The 24,181-nt window shown below is 45.2% G+C and carries 22 protein-coding genes and 1 tRNA gene; 18 read left to right on the top strand and 5 right to left on the bottom strand.

Going from position 1 to position 24,181, the window contains the following annotated elements; all coding sequences use genetic code 11:
* Nucleotides 1-159: 159 nt before the first annotated feature.
* Together ONB37_00270 and ONB37_00265 are read left to right on the top strand one after the other, a co-directional pair.
* Nucleotides 160-1,239 (top strand): uroporphyrinogen decarboxylase family protein, encoded by a 1,080-nt coding sequence (locus ONB37_00270; protein MDZ7398572.1) that lies wholly within the window; start codon nucleotides 160-162, stop codon nucleotides 1,237-1,239.
* Nucleotides 1,240-1,295: 56 nt separating this feature from the next.
* Entirely contained in the window at nucleotides 1,296-2,240 is a 945-nt protein-coding gene (locus ONB37_00265; protein MDZ7398571.1) for an AEC family transporter, read from the top strand.
* Between the two features lie 256 nt (nucleotides 2,241-2,496).
* Here the strand turns inward: ONB37_00265 and ONB37_00260 are convergent, their stop codons facing one another.
* From ONB37_00260 to lspA, 3 genes are all read right to left on the bottom strand, one after another.
* The gene (locus ONB37_00260) at nucleotides 2,497-3,045 is read right to left on the bottom strand and encodes a hypothetical protein (protein MDZ7398570.1); all 549 of its coding nucleotides are present in this window, start codon (nucleotides 3,043-3,045) and stop codon (nucleotides 2,497-2,499) included.
* A 178-nt stretch (nucleotides 3,046-3,223) separates the two neighbouring features.
* Nucleotides 3,224-3,979 (bottom strand): SEC-C metal-binding domain-containing protein, encoded by a 756-nt coding sequence (locus ONB37_00255; protein MDZ7398569.1) that lies wholly within the window; start codon nucleotides 3,977-3,979, stop codon nucleotides 3,224-3,226.
* Between the two features lie 252 nt (nucleotides 3,980-4,231).
* Nucleotides 4,232-4,732 carry a signal peptidase II gene (gene lspA, locus ONB37_00250; GenBank protein MDZ7398568.1) on the bottom strand — a complete coding sequence of 167 codons (501 nt, stop codon included), beginning with the start codon at nucleotides 4,730-4,732 and terminating at the stop codon, nucleotides 4,232-4,234.
* A gap of 319 nt (nucleotides 4,733-5,051) precedes the next feature.
* On the opposite strand from lspA, the gene ONB37_00245 reads away from it, so the two are divergent.
* The 5 genes from ONB37_00245 (at nucleotide 5,052) to ONB37_00225 (ending at nucleotide 12,059) form a co-directional block, all read left to right on the top strand.
* Entirely contained in the window at nucleotides 5,052-7,259 is a 2,208-nt protein-coding gene (locus ONB37_00245; protein ID MDZ7398567.1) for a S9 family peptidase, read from the top strand.
* Between the two features lie 64 nt (nucleotides 7,260-7,323).
* Nucleotides 7,324-8,253: a Ppx/GppA family phosphatase gene (locus ONB37_00240; protein MDZ7398566.1), complete on the top strand. Its 930-nt coding sequence runs from the start codon at nucleotides 7,324-7,326 to the stop codon at nucleotides 8,251-8,253.
* Between the two features lie 443 nt (nucleotides 8,254-8,696).
* Nucleotides 8,697-9,272 (top strand): nitroreductase family protein, encoded by a 576-nt coding sequence (locus tag ONB37_00235; protein ID MDZ7398565.1) that lies wholly within the window; start codon nucleotides 8,697-8,699, stop codon nucleotides 9,270-9,272.
* A gap of 39 nt (nucleotides 9,273-9,311) precedes the next feature.
* Nucleotides 9,312-10,673: a phosphoglucosamine mutase gene (gene glmM, locus ONB37_00230; GenBank protein ID MDZ7398564.1), complete on the top strand. Its 1,362-nt coding sequence runs from the start codon at nucleotides 9,312-9,314 to the stop codon at nucleotides 10,671-10,673.
* Nucleotides 10,674-10,763: 90 nt separating this feature from the next.
* Nucleotides 10,764-12,059, top strand: coding sequence for a thymidine phosphorylase (locus tag ONB37_00225; protein ID MDZ7398563.1), 1,296 nt, complete (start codon nucleotides 10,764-10,766; stop codon nucleotides 12,057-12,059).
* 462 nt (nucleotides 12,060-12,521) lie between these two features.
* Here the strand turns inward: ONB37_00225 and ONB37_00220 are convergent, their stop codons facing one another.
* Both ONB37_00220 and ONB37_00215 read right to left on the bottom strand, forming a co-directional pair.
* A complete protein-coding gene (locus ONB37_00220; GenBank protein MDZ7398562.1) occupies nucleotides 12,522-14,606 on the bottom strand; it encodes a PBP1A family penicillin-binding protein in 2,085 nt (694 codons plus the stop codon).
* 308 nt (nucleotides 14,607-14,914) lie between these two features.
* Nucleotides 14,915-15,640: a UDP-2,3-diacylglucosamine diphosphatase gene (locus tag ONB37_00215; protein MDZ7398561.1), complete on the bottom strand. Its 726-nt coding sequence runs from the start codon at nucleotides 15,638-15,640 to the stop codon at nucleotides 14,915-14,917.
* A 282-nt stretch (nucleotides 15,641-15,922) separates the two neighbouring features.
* Between ONB37_00215 and ispE the strand changes: the two genes are divergently transcribed.
* From ispE to ONB37_00160, 11 genes are all read left to right on the top strand, one after another.
* Nucleotides 15,923-16,792 (top strand): 4-(cytidine 5'-diphospho)-2-C-methyl-D-erythritol kinase, encoded by an 870-nt coding sequence (gene ispE, locus ONB37_00210; protein MDZ7398560.1) that lies wholly within the window; start codon nucleotides 15,923-15,925, stop codon nucleotides 16,790-16,792.
* 193 nt (nucleotides 16,793-16,985) lie between these two features.
* Complete coding sequence (spoVG, locus tag ONB37_00205; GenBank protein MDZ7398559.1) at nucleotides 16,986-17,285, top strand: septation regulator SpoVG; 300 nt, start codon at nucleotides 16,986-16,988, stop codon at nucleotides 17,283-17,285.
* Between the two features lie 21 nt (nucleotides 17,286-17,306).
* Nucleotides 17,307-17,377, top strand: a tRNA-Gln gene (locus tag ONB37_00200).
* Nucleotides 17,378-17,554: 177 nt separating this feature from the next.
* On the top strand, nucleotides 17,555-18,490 hold the full coding sequence (locus ONB37_00195; GenBank protein ID MDZ7398558.1) for a ribose-phosphate pyrophosphokinase: 936 nt from the start codon (nucleotides 17,555-17,557) through the stop codon (nucleotides 18,488-18,490).
* Between the two features lie 30 nt (nucleotides 18,491-18,520).
* Nucleotides 18,521-19,150, top strand: coding sequence for a 50S ribosomal protein L25 (locus ONB37_00190; protein ID MDZ7398557.1), 630 nt, complete (start codon nucleotides 18,521-18,523; stop codon nucleotides 19,148-19,150).
* Nucleotides 19,151-19,266: 116 nt separating this feature from the next.
* Nucleotides 19,267-21,327: a sodium-translocating pyrophosphatase gene (locus ONB37_00185; protein MDZ7398556.1), complete on the top strand. Its 2,061-nt coding sequence runs from the start codon at nucleotides 19,267-19,269 to the stop codon at nucleotides 21,325-21,327.
* A gap of 29 nt (nucleotides 21,328-21,356) precedes the next feature.
* Entirely contained in the window at nucleotides 21,357-21,794 is a 438-nt protein-coding gene (gene rpsF, locus ONB37_00180; GenBank protein MDZ7398555.1) for a 30S ribosomal protein S6, read from the top strand.
* A gap of 126 nt (nucleotides 21,795-21,920) precedes the next feature.
* Nucleotides 21,921-22,445 carry a single-stranded DNA-binding protein gene (gene ssb / locus ONB37_00175; protein ID MDZ7398554.1) on the top strand — a complete coding sequence of 175 codons (525 nt, stop codon included), beginning with the start codon at nucleotides 21,921-21,923 and terminating at the stop codon, nucleotides 22,443-22,445.
* A gap of 40 nt (nucleotides 22,446-22,485) precedes the next feature.
* The gene (gene rpsR / locus ONB37_00170; GenBank protein ID MDZ7398553.1) at nucleotides 22,486-22,707 is read left to right on the top strand and encodes a 30S ribosomal protein S18; all 222 of its coding nucleotides are present in this window, start codon (nucleotides 22,486-22,488) and stop codon (nucleotides 22,705-22,707) included.
* Nucleotides 22,708-22,732: 25 nt separating this feature from the next.
* Complete coding sequence (gene rplI / locus ONB37_00165; GenBank protein MDZ7398552.1) at nucleotides 22,733-23,176, top strand: 50S ribosomal protein L9; 444 nt, start codon at nucleotides 22,733-22,735, stop codon at nucleotides 23,174-23,176.
* Between the two features lie 117 nt (nucleotides 23,177-23,293).
* The gene (locus ONB37_00160; GenBank protein MDZ7398551.1) at nucleotides 23,294-24,019 is read left to right on the top strand and encodes a DUF3307 domain-containing protein; all 726 of its coding nucleotides are present in this window, start codon (nucleotides 23,294-23,296) and stop codon (nucleotides 24,017-24,019) included.
* Nucleotides 24,020-24,181 lie beyond the last annotated feature (162 nt).

The raw sequence follows: 24,181 nt of genomic DNA, 5'->3' as shown, positions 1-24,181 counted from the left end.
AGCACTATATTAAGCGATTCAAATCGATCCAAACATTGCTCCGAATGCAAGATCATCGTTAATTTTTTTGAACGGCAAATTCAGATGTGTCTACATTCCCAGGGTAGCATTTTGGAATCTTGCAGACGGCTAAAGTCAAACCAATGACTGGAGACGAAAATGACGACCCAAGAACGTTTTTATAGAGTGATGCACTGGCAAAAGCCAGATCGCGTTCCTAATATGGAATTCGGCTATTGGGATGAGACGATCGAGAAATGGCATACGCAAGGTCTGCCAGTTCATGTGAAAACGAACCAAGATGTCGAACGATATTTGGGGTTGGAGGGCGTAGAGATTATCCCCTGGCTACCTGCTAAAAATGGCCTTTGTCCGCGGTTCGACTACCGTGTATTAGAGGAAGGAGCCGACTACAGGGTCTATCAAAATGAAGAAGGGATCATCTGTCAGTCACCAAAATTTGGTGAGACCATCCCTCGCTATCTGAAATTCGGTATTGAGACCCGGGAAGATTGGGAACGCTATCGAACTGAGCATCTCGATCCGAATTTCGCTGAGCGAATCGGAGATGTTCGAGCAGCCGTGGTGGAAGCTCATGCGATCGGGATGCCAATCCGATTCGATGCCGGCTCCCTTTATGGCGTTCTCCGAAACTGGATGGGGATGGAAAACCTGTCTATTGCGATCATGACTGATCGCGACTGGGTGGAAGAGATGATGGAGCATCTGACCCAATTGACACTGCAGCTGATCGAGCAAAGTCTCCCAGGAATTCGAGTCGATATGGCCTGGTGGTGGGAGGATATGTGTTATAATCGCGGGCCGTTGATTTCGCCCAAGCTGTTTCAGGAACTGATGGTGCCACGCTATAAACGGGTTACGGCAGCGCTGCAAAAATATGGCGTCGATATTAATGTGCTTGACTGCGATGGCTGTATATATGAGTTAGTGCCTGGTTGGTTGGAGGCAGGGATCAATTGCATGTTTCCGATCGAGGCGCTCCATACCGATCCGGTTCTGCTGCGACAGCGATATGGCAATGCGATATTATTAATGGGCGGTGTGGATAAAACAGCATTGATCAAAGGCAAAGAAGCCATCGATCGGGAGCTGGAGCGAATTGCTCCGCTGGTAGACCAGGGAGGCTATATCCCGATGGTCGATCATCGTGTGCCCTCCGATGTCTCTTTCGAGAATTATATTTATTATTTGGAGCAAAAACAGAATATTTTACAATGAGGATTTTCAACCGATCTGTCGCGATGAAAATCCTTGAGAGAAATAGAGAACCTTCGATGCAAAATCTGATTTTCTCATTCAATGGGGTGGCCCCGGTATTCTTGATTATTTTTTTGGGATATGGATTGAAGAAAAAGGGGTTAATCAATGGCAATTTTGTGAGCATCTCTTCGAAAATCGTGTTCACCGTTGCCGCCCCAGCACTGGTATTCGAGAGCCTTTCGCGCACCGATTTGAAAATGACTTTCAGCCTAAAGCTGATCCTGTTTGTTTATCTCAGTGTGCTCTTTTTTTTTGCATTGAGCTGGCTGATCTCTCTGGGGTTGTCAAATAATGGTCGGGATCGCGCTTCATTTATTCAAGGCAGTTTTCGCAGCAATTTTGCAATTATCGGTTTTGCCCTGATCGCTAACATGTTTGGTCCGGCAGCGCTGAGTAAGGCGGCCATTTTGTTGGCGTTCGTCATGCCACTCTATAACATTCTGGCAATCATCGCATTGACGGTACCGATCCGGGCCGACAAACAGTTGACGCTCCAGCAGATGTTGTCCGAAATTTTCACCAACCCACTTATCCTTGCGACCATCATCGCCCTGCCATTTTCGTATTTCGACATCGAGTTACCTCAGTTTTTGATCACAACCATCAATAGCCTGGCGGCTATTACATTGCCCCTGGCGCTGCTCGGGATCGGCGGTTCATTGGATTTTGAGCAAATCAAAAAAGATGCGCGATTGGCGGCGGTCGCTACCATTTTGAAAATCGTCATTATCCCTGCAACCATCGCAGTGCTGGGCTTTCGATTGGGTCTTTCTGGTCAGGACCTGGGGGTGGTATTTCTCTTGTTCGCCACCCCCTCCGCCATCGTCAGCTTTGTTATGGCGGAAGCAATGGGCTGCAATAGCGAATTGGCCGGCAACATCATCGTCATGACCACCCTTGGATCGATCATTACTATCTCCTTGGGCATCTTTCTCCTCAAAACCCTAAACATGATCTAAATTGCAAACCGACAACAAACGCAGCTTGTGGCTGAGCAAGGGTCATCGGAGAATGGTCTCGCCGCTGAATGCTAAAATAGCAAGAAATGATGAAATGAAAAGCTAATGACCGCATGAAATTGGCACTACCAGATATTAAACGATCGATTTCGATCACAGCTAAGGGTGTGCTGCGAAGTAAGCGGTATGAAATTTTTGGAATGAAGGTCGAATCTACTTTGGATTTGAAAACTCGATCCCAAAATGATCTAAAGGATTAAAGTGATGTGATGATGCCTTCGTGATCAATCGCCTCCATATAGGATTGATGCAATTTACGGATGAAGCCATGGCTGAATTGCAATCGAAAATAGCTGAAGATTCCATCAGCGATTATTTTGTCGCGAAAGGGCAATAGAGCTGTTTCAACATAAACGGGCAAAGAGGCAGCAAAGATTTCAGAGAATCGGGAGTTGAGCGCCAGAACCGCGTAAGCTCGGATTGGCCGAATGTTCGAAAGAAAAATGGTGTAATAATTGGTCTCCCTGAAAATAAAAAAACGCCCAACGATCCAACGTTGCCAGCTTTTGATGAGTTCCAGTTCATGCGGTAAAAAATGAAATGGATTCGCAGCAACGAACTGATCGAATAAAATTGGATACTGGTAGAGCACCTGTCGCAGCGCGCTCAACTGCTCGGAAGACTTTTTTCGCAACCCATCCACAGTAAACACGTCGTTGATCACTGGGTATTGCTGATTTGCAAACAGCAGCAAAGGATGGTACAAATTAAAAAACAAGGTGCTTTCGGACTCTGATAATTTCATAGCGATATAAAGAAGCACAATAAACTTTGACCATAACTGATGCCCTGGCATGGAGAGAAGGGATTTGTGATAATTTATGGCCTATCTTGATTCAATTTCCAGCATTTTTTCCCTAAAAATCATCGTCGCCTGCTGCTAAGGGATTTGTGATTTATGATATCTGAAAAGTTTCAATTCGTCATTTCCCTTTCCCACAACATTTTTTGTACTTTTTCCCACTACCGCAGGGGCAAGGGTCGTTTCTGCCAATGCGCGGTTCGGTTCGGCGGTATGTTTCCACTTTTTTAAACGAATAAAGCGTTGGGTTTTCTCGGGCGACTTCGGCAGGAGTTTTGCCTTCAAAGGCTGGTCTCGGTGTTGCCATCCATTGCTCATTCAATGCCTCAAGCTGCTTTGGATCCGATATGGCGTTCATATCGAACCCCTGCTCCTGACAGAACAATCCGAAATCGGCCAAAAAAGCGCCCTGAGGAGAGGCCATCATTTTTTGGATCTGTTTCAAATTAATCCCAGGAGGCAACTTCGCGCCCATCAACTCTTCCAGCTGAGGGGCCAATTGTCCGAGATCAAGCTGCGAAAGATCAATGCTTGGGATCGCCTCTGCTGCCTCCGTTTCTTCCACCTCGCCGACTTCAGGCTGTTCCTCACCAGCCTCAACCCCCGCTTCCTCGATCAATTCCGCTTCTTTTGGAGGGGCAAGGACCGATGCCAGCCCATTTAGTACTGATTCGAATTGCGCCCCATCCAGTTCCGCATTATCCAATCGCAATTGACTGATAATCCAGTCGACAGTCTCTCCATCTTCAATGAGTTCAACGATGTCATCCGGTTCAAATCGGGTAATATTGAATTGGTCGCATAAGTTTATCAATTGAGCTTTTAGTTGATCGACATCAATTGGTGCTGTGGGAACAACGCTGAAATCCATCATCATTGCCTCTTCACGAAGAAACCATGGTTTACACAAATGAATTTGATTGATCCCCCTATGCCCCATTTGCATTATCGAGATGAAATGATCATGAGTTCACCGCTCGAATCGCGCGAAAAGGATGCATAGAGCGATTTTGGAGGGGAAAGATCGTTTCAAAAAACGATAAAAAATCATTTTAATAATGACATCAAATTGGCGGCAGCAATGGCGTGCCGATTATTATATTGTTTCATCCAATTGATAGTGGCCAAATTATTCAGTATGTTTTTTCTTTCTGCGGAGCATCAGGATTGCCAATAGAATTCCGCCGCAGGTGATCAGAATGTCCGCAACGTTGAAGATTGGCCAGCTGAACCGATCATAATAATGGAGGTGAATGAAGTCGATCACATAGCCGCGGAAGATCCGTTCGGTCAGATTGCCAATTGCACCCGAGAGAATCAGCATCAACGCTGTCAATCCCAGGAATGAATCTTTTCGTACCTCCCAAATCATCAGCACAAGGAAGATCAACGCAAAAGTGGACAGCGAATAGATGATCCACCTCCGCGTCCCAGAATCGATCGAACGCAACATACTGAACGCAATGGCCTCATTTTCCGTATAGCGAAGTTCGATCAAATTGGGAATAATGGTCACGGGATTGGCCCATTGGAGATGTTGAGCAGCCAACCATTTGGTTGTCAGGTCGCATCCAGTGCAAAGTATCACCAATGTGAACAATAGTGCAACTTTCAGTCGATTCAGCTTCATTCCATCAATCCGTATAGAAATGATCAACCACAATTTTAAAGCGATGGCAAATGTACAAAAATAAATTTAAAAAAGCAAGAATAAGGTTCGATGAAGATCAATTGTTGAAATCCTCCATTCGATTTTTTTTAATTAAGTGACTGAGAAACGACATCTAATTATGAAATTCCATTTCGTGATCTTTTTTCTGATGAGGGATTTTATGCTTGAAATTAAAAATAATTTTCGTTATTATTAGGCCAATCGAAAGAATTAGGCCTAGCAAAGTTCCACTTATATTTGCCGATATTAATTTTGATCGAAATTCAAAGAGGTGACCATGGAAGGGAGATTTGGTAAGATTATTTTCTGGCTCGTTACTTTTTCATTACTTGGAATGACCTATTCGGACAATTGGGCACAAAAAAAGCGACTCACGTTCAACCAGGTGTTCAAAGGAGCTGAGCCAAAATTGTTGGGAAATTTGCCCATGATCGTTGGATGGCTGGATGAGAAACATTACCTGGAGTGGCAAATAGTTGGAACAGGTCCAAAAGCGACTCGGAAGGTGCTGCGAGTCAATGCCCGCACTGGAGAGTCATCGATTTATTTTGACGAGGAGAAGCACAAGGATCTCCTGTCAGAGGGATTTTCGTTGCAAAGCTTTGAAGATCGTTTGGAGGATTACAGCGGTTTTCTCTTCAACTCTGAAAATGATCTTTATTATTATTCTCCTTTGAAACGAATCTTCAGACAGATCACTGCCACACCAGCTCCAGAGAAAAATGGGAAGTTTTCGCCCAACGGGCGCTATGTTGCCTATACGCGACAAAATAACCTTTACGCATTGGACCTGGAGAGCGGGCTTGAGCGCCAACTGACCTGTGATGGGTCCGAGACGGTCTACAATGGTTATGCCTCTTGGGTGTATTATGAAGAGATCTTAGGCCGAGCCTCGCGCTATGCAGCATTCTGGTGGGCGCCGAATAGCAACATGATCGCGTTCCTGCGATTCGATGATAGCCCTGTACCGACTTTCCCGCTCTATCGGGCTGATGGTGTGCATGGCGAACTTGAGATCACTCGCTATCCCAAAGCAGGCGATCCAAATCCTTATGTCCGGCTGGGAATTTATCATCTCGATCAGAACAAGCTGGTCTGGGTCGATCTCGATGAGCGGGCGGATCACTATGTGGCCTGGCCGTTTTGGACGCCAGATAGCAAACAATTATTGTTTCAATGGATGAATCGTGGGCAGGATCAATTGATTATCTACTCGGCTGATCCCAATACCGGTCAAATCAAGCTGATTTATCAAGAGCATCAGGATAGCTGGGTTGAGTTTTTTGAGGATCTCTATTTATTCAAAGACGGCAGAGGGATGTTGCTTCGCTCGAATAAAGACGGTTGGGCACATCTTTATTATCACGACTTGGATGGTCAATTGAAACAGCGGCTGACCAGCGGTGAGTGGAATGTGAATGATATAGCGCTGGTGGACGAGGCGAATGATCTAGTCTATTTCCATGGGTCAAAAGAGCGCTCCACCGAAAACCATCTTTATGTCGTCGATTTAAAAGGTAAAAATTTGAAGCGACTCACAAAAACCCCTGGCAGCCACCGATGCCAAGTTGCGCCGGGCGGAAAATATTTTATCGATCGGCATCAAAGTATTCATCATCCGAGCCAACTCGATCTCTGCGATACCGAAGGAAAAATCATCCGTACGCTCGGGACCGAAAGGACACCTCTACTTGACGAATATGATCTGGGCAAGGTGGAATTATTTAGCATCCCATCCGGCGATGGCTATGATTTACCCGCTATTTGGGTCTTGCCACCGAATTTCGATCCTTCTCAGCGTTACCCAGTTCTGTTTCAGATCTATGGCGGTCCGGCCGCCGCTACTGTGTCGAATTCGTTCCCATCGTTGAGATGGCACTATTTTGCGCAACATGGCATCATCATGATCAGCGTCGATCATCGTGGCTCAGGTCATTTCGGAAAAAAAGGAGTGGCGCTGATGCATCGCAATCTGGGGAAATGGGAGATGAATGATCTCATCGAGGCGGCAAAATGGTTGCGCAGCCAGCCTTTTATTGATCCCAATCGTATCGGTATCGCCGGGGGAAGCTATGGCGGTTACACCACATGCATGGCGTTGACCTATGGTGCGGACTACTTCACCCATGGAATTGCCGAATATTCTGTGGTCGATTGGCGATTGTACGATAGCGTTTATACGGAACGCTACATGGACCGGCCTGACGAAAATCCTCAGGGCTACGAATTTGGTTCAGTGCTCACTCACGCCGATAAATACAAAGGACATCTTTTGATCACACACGGGACCATGGATGATAACGTTCACATGCAAAATACCATTCAGCTTATCAGCAAACTTCAGGACCTTGATAAAGATTTTGAATTGATGCTCTATCCAAATGCTCGACATGGTGTTGGCGGGACAAAGCGAAATCATTCTACGCGAGAGAATGTTCAATTCTGGTTTCGCAATTTTCTGGGAAAAGAAATTGGGGAGGAATAGATGAAAGGGGTTTTAGTGATCAGTGATCAGAGAGAAACGGTGGAATTAATTCGTTGAGAGGAACATGGCTTTGGAGATCCGAAGAGCAGCGGTTCTCGATATTGGGACCAACGCGATAAAATTTCTGATTGCCGAAAAGAATGCCCACGGAGATTGGGAAACGGTGCTGGATACCTCTCAGGTAACACGATTGGGGCAAGGATTGCATAGCAGCGGTCTTCTCAATACTGCTGCAATGGAACGCAGCATCGCTGCAATTCAGAAGTTTCTGGGCATTGCCCGAGAGCAACAAGTGGATCACATTCTGGCAGTCGGTACGATGGCGCTGCGCACTGCTGCTAATGCACAAGATTTCGTTGAGCGGTTGCGCAGAGAAGCTAATTTGAACATCCAAATCATCGATGGTGAAGAGGAAGCGCGCCTCTCTTGGCTGGCGGTTATTTCCAGTTTGCCTGTCCCGAAAGCACGGTGGCTTATCTTCGATGTGGGCGGCGGGAGCACCGAATTCATTCTCAGCCAGGATCGGCAACTATTAGGTAAGATCAGCTTGAATATCGGTGTGGTGCGGTTGACGGAGCAAATTTTGATCTCAGATCCTGTGACCGATGAGGAAGTTCAATTGGCTGATCGATCTATCAAAGCAGCATTCCAAGCGATTCCATGGTCCGGGCCAATCAGCGTTCTGGTGGGTGTCGGTGCAACGATGACCACCCTGGGCGCAATGCAGCACCAATTGCGTCGTTATCAAGCAAATCTGATTCATGGATTGCAGCTTTCATATCACGACGTCACTACGCTAGTGAGCGCATTGAAATCAAAAACCATTGCCGAACGCAAGCGGATGCCTGGACTGCCTGCTGATCGGGCGGATGTGATTCTGGCTGGTGGGATGATTGTCTCGGCGATAATGAAACAGATGCAGAGCAAGTCAGTGATCATTAGCGATAGGGGAGTGCGGCATGGGCTATTAATCGATCGGTTTCACTCAGAATAGAGGTTCAAATTTACTATTGATTTTCGACCAAATTTTCAATATATTTTGCTGCGGCAAAATTTTCAATGTCAAATTAATCAATGCCTGAATGAAAACCATTAAATTTGAATTAAAAATGTCATTGCGAACGAAGGGAGGAATCTTACTACTTTGAGATTCTTTTGAAGATTTCGCCCTGCAATCGAAATGACAGAGAGGTAAGTTTTCGTTCAGACACTAATTTGTTTCTAATATAAAAATCGAATTCAGATAACATGATGTCATTTCTGCGAATGCAGGAATCCAGGCGAAAATCTATGCTTATATCCGGCAAAAAAGAAAGGCGGCTCGGAGAATACTGATCCGGGTTGAATTATCCTTGCAATTGATTTTGGCCCGTCTCAGATAGCGTTGATATTCGTTTATATCATTTACTAATTTTTGCCAATCAATAGGAGTTAAAAGTGAGCGTTTATGAGATAATTCTGAAGCGTCGAACGATTCGCCGGTTTAAACAAGAACCGCTTTCTTTGGAGCTATTGGAAAAATTAGTCAACGCAGGACGATTAGCGCCATCGGGGGCAAATCTGCAGCCATTGGAATTCATTATTGTCGATGATCCGGAGATGGTGAACAAGGTATTTCCTGCTTTGAAATGGGCAGGTTATATTGCTCCTGCGGGGAATCCCCCTGAAGGAAAACGTCCAGTGGCGTATATTGTGGTGTTGGTCAATACTCAGATCAAATCGGGGAACGGCAGCGTGGACGCAGCCGCGGCTATCGAAAACATGATCCTGACAGCCCTGGAAGAAAATGTAGGATCTTGCTGGCTGGGATCGATCGATCGGAATCAATTGAGATCGGTTTTTGACATCCCCCAGCATTATCAAATCGACTCGGTAGTGGCATTGGGCTATCCCGATGAGTCGCCAGTAGTGGAAGAAGTGAAAGATTCAATTAAATATTGGAAGGACGATCAAGGTGTTCTGCATGTCCCTAAAAGAAGATTAAGCGATATTGTTCATTATAATCGGTTCTAAAATGGCACTGGCTGATAACAAACTGCAACGGAGGTTGAAGTGGCGAAATTAATGGTTAGCATCTCGGGAATAAGAGGCGTGGTTGGAGATGGGTTAACCCCAGAGGTGGTCCTCCGATACGCCCAGGCATTCGGGGCTTATTTGGGTGGAGGAAAGGTGGTGGTAGGAAGAGACTCCCGAATCACTGGACCCATGGTCAAGCATGCGGTGCTCTCTGGCCTGACGGCCATGGGATGCGATGTAATTGATATCGGCATTTGCCCAACGCCAACGGTAGAATTGGCGGTGGAGCATTTTAAGGCGCGTGGAGGCATTGCCATCACAGCCAGCCATAATCCAATCGAATGGAACGCGTTGAAATTGATCGATGCCTCTGGCATGTTCCTCGATGAGATACAAGGCAAGAAAGTCATTCAGCTTGCCGACGAAGCAGAATTTCGCTTTGTCCCTTGGGATCAAATTGGAAAGATCGAACTTAATAACACCGCTATTCGGCATCATATCGATGCCATTTTGCGATTAGATTTGATTTCACCAGAGAAGATAGCTGCCCGGAAATTTAGGGTTGTCGTAGATTGTGTGAATGGAGCAGGTGGGACCATTTTACCCCAATTATTGCAACGCCTGGGATGCGATGTGATATTTATCAATGAGGATCCAACTGGGTTATTTTCGCATCCACCAGAACCATTGCCAGAGAATCTCAAAGAATTATGCCAGACAGTGAAGCGCACTGGTGCCGATCTGGGCTTTGCAGTGGATCCGGATGTCGATCGGCTCGCCATTGTCGATGAGCACGGCAATCCCCTGGGCGAGGAGTATACTTTGGCGTTAGCTGTGAATTATGTGCTTCAAAAAAGACACGGGCCAGTGGCGGTCAATGTCTCGGTCACCCAGGCGATCGACGAAATTGCTGCCAAATATGGCGCTGAGGTGTTTCGAACCAAAGTTGGGGAAATTCATGTCGCAAAAAAGATGAAGGAAGTGAAGGCGGTGATCGGTGGGGAAGGAAACGGAGGAGTTATCTTGCCGGAGCTTCATTTAGGCCGAGATGCACCAGTGGGAATTGCCTTAACTTTGCAGCAATTGGCTGAATTTGGGGGCTCTATTGGCGAATTGCAACGATCTTTGCCGCAATATGTGATCGCTAAGAGTCGCATTGAATTGGCCGATGTGAATATTGGCGAGTTATTGAAGACGATGACCAATAAATACAATAACCAGCGTCTCGATCTGACGGACGGTTTGAAGATCCTATGGCCCGATCGCTGGGTGCAAATTCGACCGTCCAATACAGAGCCAATTATCCGAATCTACGCTGAGGCGAAAACCATGGACCAAGCCAATGCACTGGCTTATCAATTTGTTGAGGAGATTAAGCAATTGAGCGCTCTTAGTTGACACGAAATAGAGCTATAGAATGAAAACAAAATTAAAGAAGCAATCGTTGTTTGATTGCTTCTTTGTTTTTTGGAAAAAGGAAGAGGAACGATGAATATTGAACAATTGATTGTGAAAAAGCGAGACGGATCTCACCTTTCAGAGGCAGAGTTGAAATCAATAATCGATGGCTATGTCGCTGGTTTGGTCCCAGACTACCAAATGGCCGCTTTATTGATGGCCATTTATTTTCAGGGCATGAGCATAGAAGAGACTCAAGCATTGACCAAGCTCATGGTTCAATCGGGCCGGACGGTAGACTTCAGCCATTTAGATCGGATGCCTGTCGATAAGCACAGCACTGGAGGGGTCGGTGATAAGGTGTCATTGGTCTTGGCCCCATTGGCCGCCGCGGCAGGGGTAGCAGTTCCCATGATGTCTGGTCGTGGATTGGGCCATTCTGGTGGGACATTGGACAAATTAGAATCGATCCCCGGCTTTCGAACCCAGTTGAGCTTGACAGAGTTCGTTCAACAAGTTGAAAAAATCGGCCTTGCCATGATTGGGCAAACCGATGAGATTGTCCCGGCGGACAAAAAGATTTATGCGTTACGCGATCGCACAGGAACTGTGCCATCGATCCCTTTAGTTGTTGCCAGCATATTGAGCAAAAAGATCGCAGAAGGTGCAAAGGCCCTGGTGTTGGATGTTAAAACTGGTCGTGGAGCATTTTTTAGCTCATTTGACCGAGCGAACCAATTAGCCGAGACATTCATCTCGATTGCAAAAAGCTTCGGCCTGCCCACTACGGCCATGATGACGGCCATGGATCAGCCTTTAGGTTATGCGGTTGGGAATTGGCTGGAGGTTAAAGAAGCAATTGATACATTGCATGGTGGTGGCCCAAATGACTTAGTTGAAATTACTTTGGCGCTCACGGCAGAGATGCTGCGATTGGCGGGAAAGCCAATTCATCATTCTGATCAATTGCAATTTTTATTAGCCAATGGAGCTGCCTATAATAAATTTATTGAGATGGTAACTGCCCAGGGAGGTGATATTTCAGTCGTTGAAAATCCTGCTCGATATCCCTTCAGCCAATATCATGAAACCGTGCTCAGCACCAAATCAGGTTATGTTCACGAGATAAATGCGCTGAAGATCGGCTTGTTGTCCATGGAACTCGGCGCTGGTCGGGCAAAAATTGGAGATCCCATTGATCCCACCGCGGGGATCGTTTTGTGCCATAAAGTCGGTGATCGCGTGGAACGCGGTGAGCCTTTGGCTGAAATCTATCACTCAAAAGTGATGAATGCTGAGCAAATTGAACACGCTTTACGATCGGCAATTGAAATTGATGAAGCACCATGTCAGGTCCCAAGATTGATATTGGGCTCCATTCACTAACCTGCGATTGCCTTCATAGCTCAAAAATATCGCAATATCGATATCATCCCTGGAGAGGTAGGGATCTGCTAACTTATTGGGTGTTTAAATAAATGCGAGTCATGCGTCAGCAGAGGGACATTTGCTTATAGGCAATTTGCTCAATTTGCAGAGCTCTACAAGTTAGGGATGAAGAATCATAAAATAGTTTTCCCGAGAGATTTTTTGTATCAATAAATTCGAGAGCTTTGCAATTCGAAGGTGAGGCGGATAAAACTATTCCATCCCTCTTCATAAATAAAGGATTGCTACTTCTGACCTACAAATAATTCACGCGATCCGAATGAGTTGCGCAAGCTAGGACGGAGTCAATGTGCTGGTCGAAGGGGTGGAGCGGGCGCAATTCATTGCAAATCACTGATTGTTTGACCTAGAAAACATTAATGGCCATATAACCGCAATGTCTCCCAAAGGCCTTGGGCCTCAGAAGCGAATGCGTTTGCGGATGTTTTCCTGGGATTTTTTCCTGTCATGGAATCCCGTATGAACATCGCAATGCTCGGTCGGGGCAAACCGGGTTTCGAATAGCTCGGAGATGATTTCAGGACAATATTCGGACGCCAATTTTTTTGTTTCTTTGCAGATTTCCAAACGGACCACCCCAGGGGGCATTTCGAAATCGAGTACTGGGAGCTCGAGGGTATCGTGGGCGGTTTTCATGAACGGCGCCCAGATCGGCAGCGCAACGACAGCGCCAGCTTGTCCTTCTCCGAGGGACAGCGCTGGGTCATCGAAGCCGACCCAAACTCCAGCAACGATTTGTGGGGTAAAGCCAATGAACCACGCATCGGTGAAACCATTCGTTGTCCCAGTTTTACCACCTGCGGGTCGATAGAAATGAAAGGTCGTCCGGGCTGCGACCCCAGTGCCATGATCCACAACGGTTCTGAGCATATCCGCCATGATATAGGCTGTTTCCTTACGAAGCACCTCTTTGATTTCGGGCTTATTTTCTTCCAATTTATTGCCGTATTTATCCTCGACTCTCAAGACGCCAAAGGGTTTGGTGAGAATTCCCTGATTGGCAAAAACGCCAAAGGCAGCTGTCATTTCGGCCAGAATTACATCCGCCGAGCCAAGGGCAACGGCCTCATAGGGCGGAACAGGGGTGGTAATGCCCAATTTTTCTGCATAATCAGCTACCGTTTTCGGTGGAACAAGTTCTTGGACCAGTCGAGCGGTCACCAGATTTAGCGAACGTCGTAAGGCTTCACGCAACGTAGTTGGCCCGCCCTGGGAATTGTCATAATTGCGTGGTGCCCATCGATCACCGTTTGGAAGATATAGCACCACTGGCTGGTTCAAAAGTTCGTAACATGGCGGATATCCATTATCAATCGCAGCCGTGTAAACAATCGGTTTAAAAGTTGATCCTGGCTGCCTTTTTGCTTGAAGGGCACGATTGAACTTGTATTTTTCAAAGTCTCGTCCTCCGATCATTGCTAAGATCTGTCCATCCCGCGGATCAAGGGCGATCAGCGCCGCTTGAATTGGCACATATTCTGTTAAAAGCGAGTCCAGTAGTCGTTCATTGCTCTTAAGCCGCTCAAGAGGAATTTCGGCTAAAACCTCTTCTGGAATCAATTTTTTAAATCGATTGCTGGAAATGAGCCGTTTGTTAAATTTTTTCTGCAATTGGTGGAGCTGGTTTTGCATCGCCCGCTCGGCTGCTGCTTGCACTCTGGTATCTAACGTAGTATATACTGAATAGCCCCCTTTATAAAGGTCCATGCTATAACGATCCTGCAGTTGCTGGCGTACATATTCAGTGAAATATGGAGCGATCCCGTAGATCGCCTTTGGATCATAAGGCTTCAATCGAAGCGGCTGGGCTTTAGCCTGCTCATACTGTTCCCGAGTAATGTATTTTTGCTCCAACATATTATGCAACACCACGTTTCTCCGCTGCATGGCGCGCTCTGGATAGCGGTAGGGGTAGTATGAGGCAGGTCGCTGCAATAATCCAGCCAACAAAGCACATTCCTCGAGCGTCAAATCTCGTGCGTTCTTCCCGAAGAAATCCAATGCTGCAGCTTGCACCCCATAATTGCCCTGACCAAAATTCATCTGGTTCAGGTACATCTCCAAGATTTCATTCTTCGTATAGGTCCGTTCAATCTGGATGGCCGTGATCCACTCTTTGATCTTGCGCGAGATTTTCTTTTCCAAATTCAAATATAATTGTCGGGCCAATTGCTGGGTAATGGTGCTTGCTCCCTGTTGATAACGAAAATGAATGAGATTGACCAACATCACGTAAGTAAAGCGTTTTACATTGATGCCCCAATGCTTGTAAAAAATGCGGTCCTCTGTGGCCAACACTGCTTTAATCATGTTGTCCGGAATTTGCTCCAACGGGATGAAGATCCGCTTTTTGGTAAAGAGCTCTTTAATCACCACCCCATCCCGAGAGTAAAGCTTGGTCGCCAGCTCAGGATCGTAGTTCTCCAATTGACTTAACGAAGGTAGGTCCTGACTCAAAATCGCGATATAAATAATAAGAAACAATATCAACAGTCCGAATATGATTGCAATCCTGACTTTCCAGCTTTGAAAGTTTAGTGTGGAGAATTGTTGTGATGGACTTGAAGAATTGTTTAATTCCATAATTCGTCTATATCTCCGCATTTGCTCCTCAACAGTGCTTTCGCTTTAAGAGCCTAGTGAATCTATCACGAGCCTAACAAGCCCAATCAAGGCACTCGGGCAGAAGTGGTAATCCAGAAAAAAATGTTCTCATTTGAAGTTTCGCTATAATCAGCGAAAATTTATTCCCTTGCATGCTCAAAATTCATGAATTAAACGACAAGGAAAAATCAACTGTTCCAATAGCGCAAAGTTAACTCACCGCGATGTAATTCCCCATAACTAAAATGATTGATCCAGTCCCCCAAATTTAAAAACGCTTGGTCTCCGAATTTCCTGAATAATGGGTTATGAGAATGACCGACGATCACATAATCGAAACCCAATTGAAATTTCTCCATGGCGAAGTTCCAGTAGTCTTCTTCATCATTAAGGATTTTCCCAGCGGTATGCTTTCTACTCCCCTGGGACATTAGCTTTGCCAGCGGGATCCCAATATCAGGATGAACCAACCGATATAAAAATATGTTTACTGGATTGCGAAAGATCTTTTTTAGAATTCGATACCCCACATCCTTTTTGGAAATACCATCCCCATGAAACAATAACAATTTTTTCGATTGGATTACAAGCTCGGCCATTTCTGGGTGAACCCGCATTTTGACATGTTTGGCAAAGAAATCTTTAATCCAGCTATCATGATTTCCTGGGAGGAAATGAACCGTCACCTGGCTCTCGATAAGCTGATGAATGCGATAAAGGACATTGAAATATTGGTTTGGGATCACATGCCGATATTCAAACCAGAAATCGAACAGATCTCCAACTATGAAAAGCTGATTGCCAGGTTGATTGATATGATGAAAAAATGAAAAGAGTCGCTTCAGCCTAAGTTCTTCTTCGCTTCTGGTACCAGCACCGATGTGAAGATCCGAAATAAAAAATATCTTTTCCATCTCCAGCTCCACCCCAGTTTCATTCATTGGTGTGATAAGATACAAAAACAAAGCAACGATTGCAAGATAAATGTACGGAGAGAGAAATAAATGTTGACAAATTCAAAAAAAATTCTTAATTTTTGACCGAATAAAAAGATCGTTCGAAATGAATTGCATAACGAATGTGAGCTCCATCTTAATGGAGTTTTTGTTTATTATCAGCGAAGATGCTTGTTTATAGCTTTCGGGTAACAGCTTATTCTGACAAATTAGTGACATTGAATAATAGTGATCGCCATTATGGAGGAATGTTACGAGAGAGCTTATGCGAAAATCAATATTGGGCTCCAAATTTTAGGCAGACGTTCCGATGGCTATCACGAGATTGAAACGATTTTCCAACAAATTGATCTTTATGACGAGATAATAATCCAAAAAACGGATCATCATGGGATCGAATTGTGGAGTAATGATGCAAGGCTGCCTTTGGGCGAATCGAACCTCTGCGTTCAGGCAGCAAAATTAATTCGCCAGCATAGTGGTCGGAATGACGGTGTCTTGATTCGGCTTTATAAGCACATTCCATTAGCAGCAGGATTAGGGGGTGGAAGCAGTGACGCGGCGGCAGTCTTAAGGGGCTTATCTCGCCTTTGGCGATTGGATTTATCGCTCGATCGATTCCATGAACTGGCTAAAGAGCTGGGTGCGGATGTGCCGTTTTTCTTGTATGGTGGTACAGCATTAGGCACAGGGATCGGGGATCAAATTCGACCGATTGAATTACCATTTAATTTTTTTTGTGTTCTCGTATATCCAAATATTGAAATTTCTTCAAGATGGGCATTTAGTAATTATAATTTTAGCTTGACAAAGACAAAAAAAAGTATTAAATTATCCTACTTATTTTTCAAGGGTATGACAATTTCTGATCTAAGAAAGGTCGTTCGAAATGATTTAGAGGAGGTGGTTCTTCGGCGCTATCCATTGCTTGGCGAGATCAAACAAATGCTATATGATCGAGGCGCATTTTTCGCTAGTATGTCGGGCAGTGGATCAACCATTTATGGATTGTTTGATAATTATACAGATGCGGTGGCGGTGGAGAGGTCAGGATTTATGCCCTACCAAATTATCGTTGCAATGCCAATGATAACAACGACCCATCTGTAGTTTGAGATTTCGGGAGTGGAGACGAGTAGGGGACAAATAATTAGACGGGACAAATTTTTTCTGTTATCAAATGTTATTGGAACTGCAACCAAGGGCAATATGATAGGAACATGCTCCAATAGAGTAGACAACAAGAAGCCAAAACAAAGCAAGCAGCCATTTTTAGATTTTATTAGTATTGCAGGAGAGAGGAATGGAAATAACAGAAGTCAACGTTACCCTACGCAACGAAGAAAAGCTGAAAGCTTTTGTTAATGTAACGTTTGATAATCAGTTTGTTGTCCGCGGAATGAAAGTCATAAAAGGGGCAAACGGCTATTTTGTCAGTATGCCCAGTCGAAGAATGTCTGATGGTTCCTTTCGAGATATTGCCCATCCAATCAACAACGAGTTTCGTCAGTTGATTGAAAAAGTCATCCTTGAAGAGTACAATCGAAAATTGCAATCAGGAGCTCCAGTCGAAGAGTCCACCTCTGAGGATGAGCTGTATTAATATGTTAGAATTGTCCAACACTGGGGCGTGGCCAAGCGGCAAGGCACAGGGTTTTGGTCCCTGTATCGGGGGTTCGAATCCTCCCGCCCCAGCTTGTTTTTGATTGTGATAGCTCTTTATTGTATGGTGAATGACGAAAAGCGGTATTGGAGCCGACATCACGGGTGATGTCCCAACCTGTCAAACGGAAACTTTATGTTCCCCTGAGATCGTTTTGGTGCTGGCTCCATAAGTTTTCTCGTCATTTTTTATCTAAGGACCTTGAATTGATGAGCAATTCTTTGAAGGTATTCGCTGGAACGAATGGAAAGCAATTGGCCAAGAAGATTGTCGATTACTTGGGTATCCCGCTAGGGGATTCCAGCATCCAATACTTTAGCGATGGTGAAATTTGGGTGAAGTATAATGAGAATATCCGTGGTTGTGATGTTTTCATCGTTCAGTCAACCAATGCGCCATCTAGCAATTTGATGGAATTGCTTATCATGATCGATGCAGCGCGTCGTTCTTCGGCTAAAAGGATCACCGCTGTCATTCCATATTATGGATATGCCCGGCAAGATCGAAAAGATCAGCCGCGCGTGGCGATCACCGCGAAATTGGTGGCAAATCTGATCACCACTGCTGGGGCAGATCGCGTTTTGACCATGGATCTTCATGCTGCCCAAATTCAAGGTTTTTTTGATATCCCACTGGATCATTTATATTCGGCACCGATTTTGGTCGACTATTATTTGAAACGTGGGATAGAGGATTTGGTGGTGCTATCTCCCGATATTGGCGGCGTCAAATTTGCCCGGGCTTATGCGAAACGACTTCATATTCCCCTTGCGATTGCGGACAAACGCCGACCAAAGCCAAACCAAGCGGAGGTCATGAGTATCATTGGTTCAGTGAAGGATAAAAACATCCTTATTATCGACGATATTGTCGATACCGGAGGGACAATGCTGCAAGCGGCTGAGGCAGCGTTTTTGGAGGGGGCAAAAGGTGCTTATGCCGGGTGTACCCATGCTATCTTGTCTGGGAATGCGCCAGAAAAATTGAAAAATTCCTTTTTTTCTGAAATCGTTGTTACTGATACGATCCCGTTGGATGAAAAAAAGATGTTCGATAAATTAAAAGTAATATCGGTGGCGAATTTATTCGGGAATGCCATCCAGCGAATTCATAATGAGGAATCCATTAGTATTTTATTTGATTGATAAATTTTAGGAATTGAATGGAGAACGAGAATGTCTGAACTTTTATTGCAAGCTCAACCCCGTGAAAAAACTGGTAAGGGATTTGCTAAAAAATTGCGCAGAGAAGGGAAAATCCCTGGGATTTTTTACAGTCATGGCGAAAAAGCAATTCCGATAGCACTCGATCAAAGAGAAACGTTAAAGATTTTAGGTTCTGAATCCGGTTTAATTGATTTTCAACTTGGCAAGAAACGCAAACAAAAAGCCATCATAAAAGATGTTCAAGTGGATCCAGTCAAACAAACGCTTGTTCATATCGATGTACAAGGCGTCAGTCTCGAAGAAAAGATCACTATCAATGTGCCCATCGTTCTGGTCGGAGAAGCGATAGGGGTGAAACAGCAAGGTGGAATTTTGCATCAATATCTCCGGGAACTCGAAGTTGAGTGTTTGCCATTGGATATTCCTGATCGGATTGAGATCGATGTGACGAAGCTGAATATCGGTGATACGATTACCGCGCGTTCTTTGTCAATTGAAAAAGCCACAATCGTTGGTGACTTAGATCAGCCTATCGTGAACGTATTACCGCCAACCGTTGAAAAAGAAGTGAAACCAGAGGTGGTAGAAGCTGCTGCTGAAGCTGAGAAAGCACCAGTGACTGAGAAAAAAGAGGAGTAATAAAATCCTGGCTTTAATATGGTGATGGTGCGCATCGCATCAAAGGCCTGTTATGAATTATGATACTGATAAGATCACAATCGGGTAAGGTTTAAATTTTATGAGGAGGATGAAGCGTGCGGAGCGAGTTGGTCTGGTTGGGATTAGCAAGCGGTGTGCTGGCATTATTGTATGCTTTCATTAAGTCACGCTGGATTAATCGGCAGGACCCTGGAAATGAGACAATGCAGTCGATTGGACAAGCGGTGCGCGAGGGTGCAATGGCGTTCTTGGCCCGAGAATATAAAGTCTTGGCTGTGTTTGTGATTGCAGTAGCCATCCTTTTGGCAATGGGGAATGCCTCCCAGGGAACAAGTTTGGTAGCGGTGTCGTTCATTGTGGGAGCTTTATGTAGCGGTTTAGCTGGGCTTTTTGGGATGCGGGTTGCAACCTCAGCCAATCACCGAACCACGCAAGCAGCGCGTACCAGCTTGAATGCAGCGCTTAAAGTCGCTTTCAGCGGTGGCTCGGTAATGGGCATGAGCGTTGTAGGGCTGGGGATCATCGGCATTACCCTGCTGTTCTATTTATATGGTGGGTTGAAGGCCAATGCTGATTTGTCACGAGTGATGACGATCCTATCGGGATTTGCAATGGGGGCTTCCAGCATCGCTTTGTTTGCCCGCGTGGGAGGTGGCATTTACACCAAGGCGGCTGATGTTGGTGCGGACTTGGTTGGAAAGGTGGAAGCCGGCATTCCTGAAGATGATCCGCGGAATCCTGCTACCATTGCTGATAATGTCGGAGACAATGTCGGCGATGTCGCTGGGATGGGCGCAGATCTGTTTGAATCTTATGTTGGCGCCATTATCGGCGCAATGGTTTTGGCAGCGGGTGCTGGGCATAGCAATTTTGTGATACTGCCTTTGATGCTTGCAGGGATGGGAATTATTGTTTCGATCATCGGCACTTTTTTTGTGAAGACCAAAGAGGGGGGGAACCCACAAACCGCATTGAATGTTGGGACGGGGATCGCTGGGTTGCTGATGCTTATCGCTAGCTATTTCGTGATTCGATTTTTTGTTCCAGAACCCGTTCAATGGAGGGCTGGCGAAAATTTGATGGTTGGTGCTCATTCTGTGTATGGTGCGATCGTTGCAGGATTGATCGCGGGAATTGCTGTCGGGTTGCTGACAGAGTATTACACAGCAGAATCACGCCGGCCAGCGCGAATGATTGCTAAGGCGAGTGAAACAGGGGCAGCAACCAATATTATCGCTGGATTAGCGAATGGCATGTTCTCAACTGCACTGCCAGTCATTGCGATTGCGGTTGCGATCATTGTGTCTTACGTTTTTGCCGGTCTATATGGAATTGCCATTGCCGCGTTGGGCATGCTTTCGATCACCGGCATCCAATTGGCGATTGATGCTTATGGGCCGATCGCCGATAATGCTGGCGGGTGTGCCGAAATGTCGGGACTGCCTCAGGAGGTGAGAAGCCGAACCGACAAATTGGATGCGGTAGGCAATACCACCGCTGCTATCGGTAAAGGATTTGCCATTGGTTCTGCGGCGTTGACGGCCCTGGCGTTGTTTGCTGCGTACCGTGAAACCGCGGCTCGGGCAATTGGCCATAACCTGAGCCTGGATATTGATGATCCATGGATAATGGCCGGTTTGTTCATTGGTGGAGTGCTGCCATTTGTGTTTTCATCGTTCGCGCTACGTGCGGTGGGAAGGGCGGCCTTCGATATGATCGAGGAAGTGAGGCGTCAGTTCAAAGAAATTCCTGGCCTTCTCGAGGGAAAAACAAAGGCCAATTATGCGCGCTGTGTAGACATCGCGACCAAAGCAGCAATCAAACGGATGATCGCCCCAGGGCTCTTAGCTGTACTCACTCCAGTATTCTTCGGCTTGGTCCTTAATAAGCCGCAAATGCTGGGAGGAGTGCTGGCGGGAACTACTGTCTCTGGCGTGTTGTTGGCGATCTTTATGGCCAATGCGGGTGGATCATGGGATAACGCCAAAAAATATATTGAAAGCGGTGCGCTTGGCGGCAAAGGGTCTCCTTCCCATAAAGCTGCTGTTGTCGGAGATACTGTGGGCGATCCGTTCAAGGACACATCGGGACCATCCCTCAATATCTTGATAAAATTGATGAGCATTATTTCCCTAGTTATCGCGCCATTATTTTGAATTAGGAAATTAGTCAGGAGGTAAATGATTTGAGAACCTATCAAACTGTTGTCGTTATTGATTCACTTTTAAAGAGCGAAGAGATCGAAGCCACTATTGAAAAGATCCTCAGGATCATCAATAACAATGGTGGTAAAGTGCTCAATGTAGATCGTTGGGAAAAGCGGCGATTGGCTTATGAGATTAGAAAACGCCAATATGGCTATTACGTGGAGATCATTTTTGAGGCGCCCAGTAATCTGGTTAAAATTTTAGAGCGAGATTACCGATTGGATGAAAACATCTTGCGCTATCTCACGGTAACTTTGAGCAAAAAAGCTCTGACCTACTTGGACCAGATCAAAATGGCAAAACAGGTTCCAGAAGAAAAAGAAATTCCAGAATTAGAAGAACTGATCGAAACCGAAGAGCTGGATGAAGCGGAAGAAGAACCCGTCGAGCTTGCCACCGAAACAAACGTCGAATAAGGGTTCGTTCGGGAAGACATATTCTTCACATCATGGAGATGCAGATGAATCAGTCGTGCAGCGTCATAATTGATGAAAATGGAGAAATGACTTGAGGCCAAATGATTTTCAGGGAGGTTCTAAATGATGTCGAATCTGAAAATGCCTGATATCAATAATGTACTCATTGCAGGGAACTTGACATGTGATCCATCATTTCGAAAGACGACCAATGGAACGCCAGTGGCCAACTTTTTCATCGCATCAAATCGAAAATTCAAGGACAATAATGGTCAATGGCGAGAAAATGTCTGTTATGTTGGGGTAGTTGCCTGGTATAAACTGGCCGAAAGCTGCTACGAAAACCTGAGCAAAGGAAGCGCGGTAATCATCGATGGAGAGCTGCAAAGCCGAAGCTGGCGGAACGATGATGGGACCAGCCGAAATGTTGTTGAGATTAAAGCCCGGCGCATTCAGTTTCTTAATCGAAAAAGTTCCTCTAAAGATGAAAATGAGTATGACACGGCATTTGATGAGAAAGAATATGACTATGAACCCACTGAAACGGAAATGGCGGAAACGATCATTAATGACAATCATGCTTCAGCCCCAGCGGTAACGCAACCGCAATTAGAGCAATACGACTTTGGATATAAGGACTTAAATTTATGATGCCAAGGAAGGATGATTTAACTAGGAGAACCAAACAGCTATGCTAAAGAAAAAACGGATCTGTCGTTTTTGTGAGGAGAATGCTATCTATATAGATTTCCGGGACGACAAAAAGCTTATGCGCTTTACGACCGAACAAGGGAAGATAATTCCACGTCGCACTTCAGGGACCTGTGCTAAGCATCAACGGATGCTGGTGAAAGCGATTAAGCGCGCTCGACAATTAGCATTAATTCCTTATGTGGCAGAAATGAGTCGATAACCATTTGCATGAGGGAAGATCGCTGATGAAAGTTATTTTGAAAAAAGATGTCGAATCTCTGGGAACGGCTGGCAATATCATTGAAGTGAAAGATGGTTATGCGCGCAATTATCTAATCCCCCAAGGCTTGGCGCTGAAAGCTGACCAGAGAAATCTAAAGATTTTAGAAGAAGAACAAAAACGAATTAAACTGAAGCTTAATAAAGATAAGAAGAACGCTGAGCTGCTTGCCCAAAAGTTGAATGGTGTCTCTTGTACCGCCACTGTAGCGGTTGGCGAGGAGGATCGGGTATTCGGTTCCGTAACCAGCCAAAACATCGCCGATTTGCTAAAGGAAAAAGGCTTTGATATCGATCGCAAAAAAATTTTGCTTGATGAACCCATCAAGGCATTGGGAATCTACGATATCCCAATCAAATTGCACAGCGAAGTCGAAGCCAAGATCAAATTATGGGTCGTGAAAGAATAGAAAACGAATGCCGTTGAATTGCCCAGGGCACTTGCCTCTCAATCGATATTTTAAGCCGGTTTTTCCAGAGAGACAATTATGATGGATCGCAATAATAGTTCCCAGGACCGCTAATCGATGAATTTATTCTGGCTCTTGCTCCTAGCGCATTTTATCGCGGATTTTCCACTCCAGTCAGATAAAATTTTTGCGTTAAAATCAAAATACAAATGGGGGCTCCTGCCTCATATTTTCATTTCGTTGATCACTAACATCATCATTGCGTTTCCATTTCTGGAGTTTGCAAATTTCCGGCTGGCGATCTTGTTTCTGTTTGGCATTCACTTTATTTTAGACTGGATGAAACTGGTTCTCACACGGAATGTGCTAAATGATTCGGTGTTTGTTTTTTTAGTTGATCAAATATTGCATATCTTTTTTATTTGGCTCACATGCTATCATTTATTTCACATTCCTTCACCGCAGATCGCGAACCGTTTTGTCGCCGACTACTATTTGAATCGAAAGGTAATTATCACGCTCACTGGCTTGGTGGTTTCGATGTTTGGCGGGGGAGTGATTATTTACTATGTCAAAAAATTCATTCATCAATTGACTCAACCAACAGCCGAACAATCCATTATTTTTCCGAATGCCAACAAACGGCGCATCGGATATATTGAGCGGTTCTTTTCCACTTTAGGGATGATCTTCGGAGGTTGGTTCTTCTTTCTCATTCCAGTTGCTTTTATCCCCAGACTAATTCTTCATGGAAGAGCAAGCCGTCAACTTCTGATGATCAATCTTATTGCCTCGCTATCGATTTCCATGGCGATTGGTTTATCGGTACGGCTGCTGTGGTGATATTATGCCAAAAGAACACAATAATCAGTTTGCACCTTACACGAAACTACCATAATGGCAAATACAAGTATTGATCCAAAAAATATATTGACTTTATATAGAAATTATGTTAAATTTTTTTTAAGCCAAGGGCGAACATTGGATTGGTCCGATGAATTTGGA

The sequence above is a fragment of the candidate division KSB1 bacterium genome, from assembly GCA_034506395.1.
Classification (GTDB): domain Bacteria; phylum Zhuqueibacterota; class Zhuqueibacteria; order Thermofontimicrobiales; family Thermofontimicrobiaceae; genus Thermofontimicrobium.
This window is presented reverse-complemented; position numbering and strand designations above follow the sequence as displayed.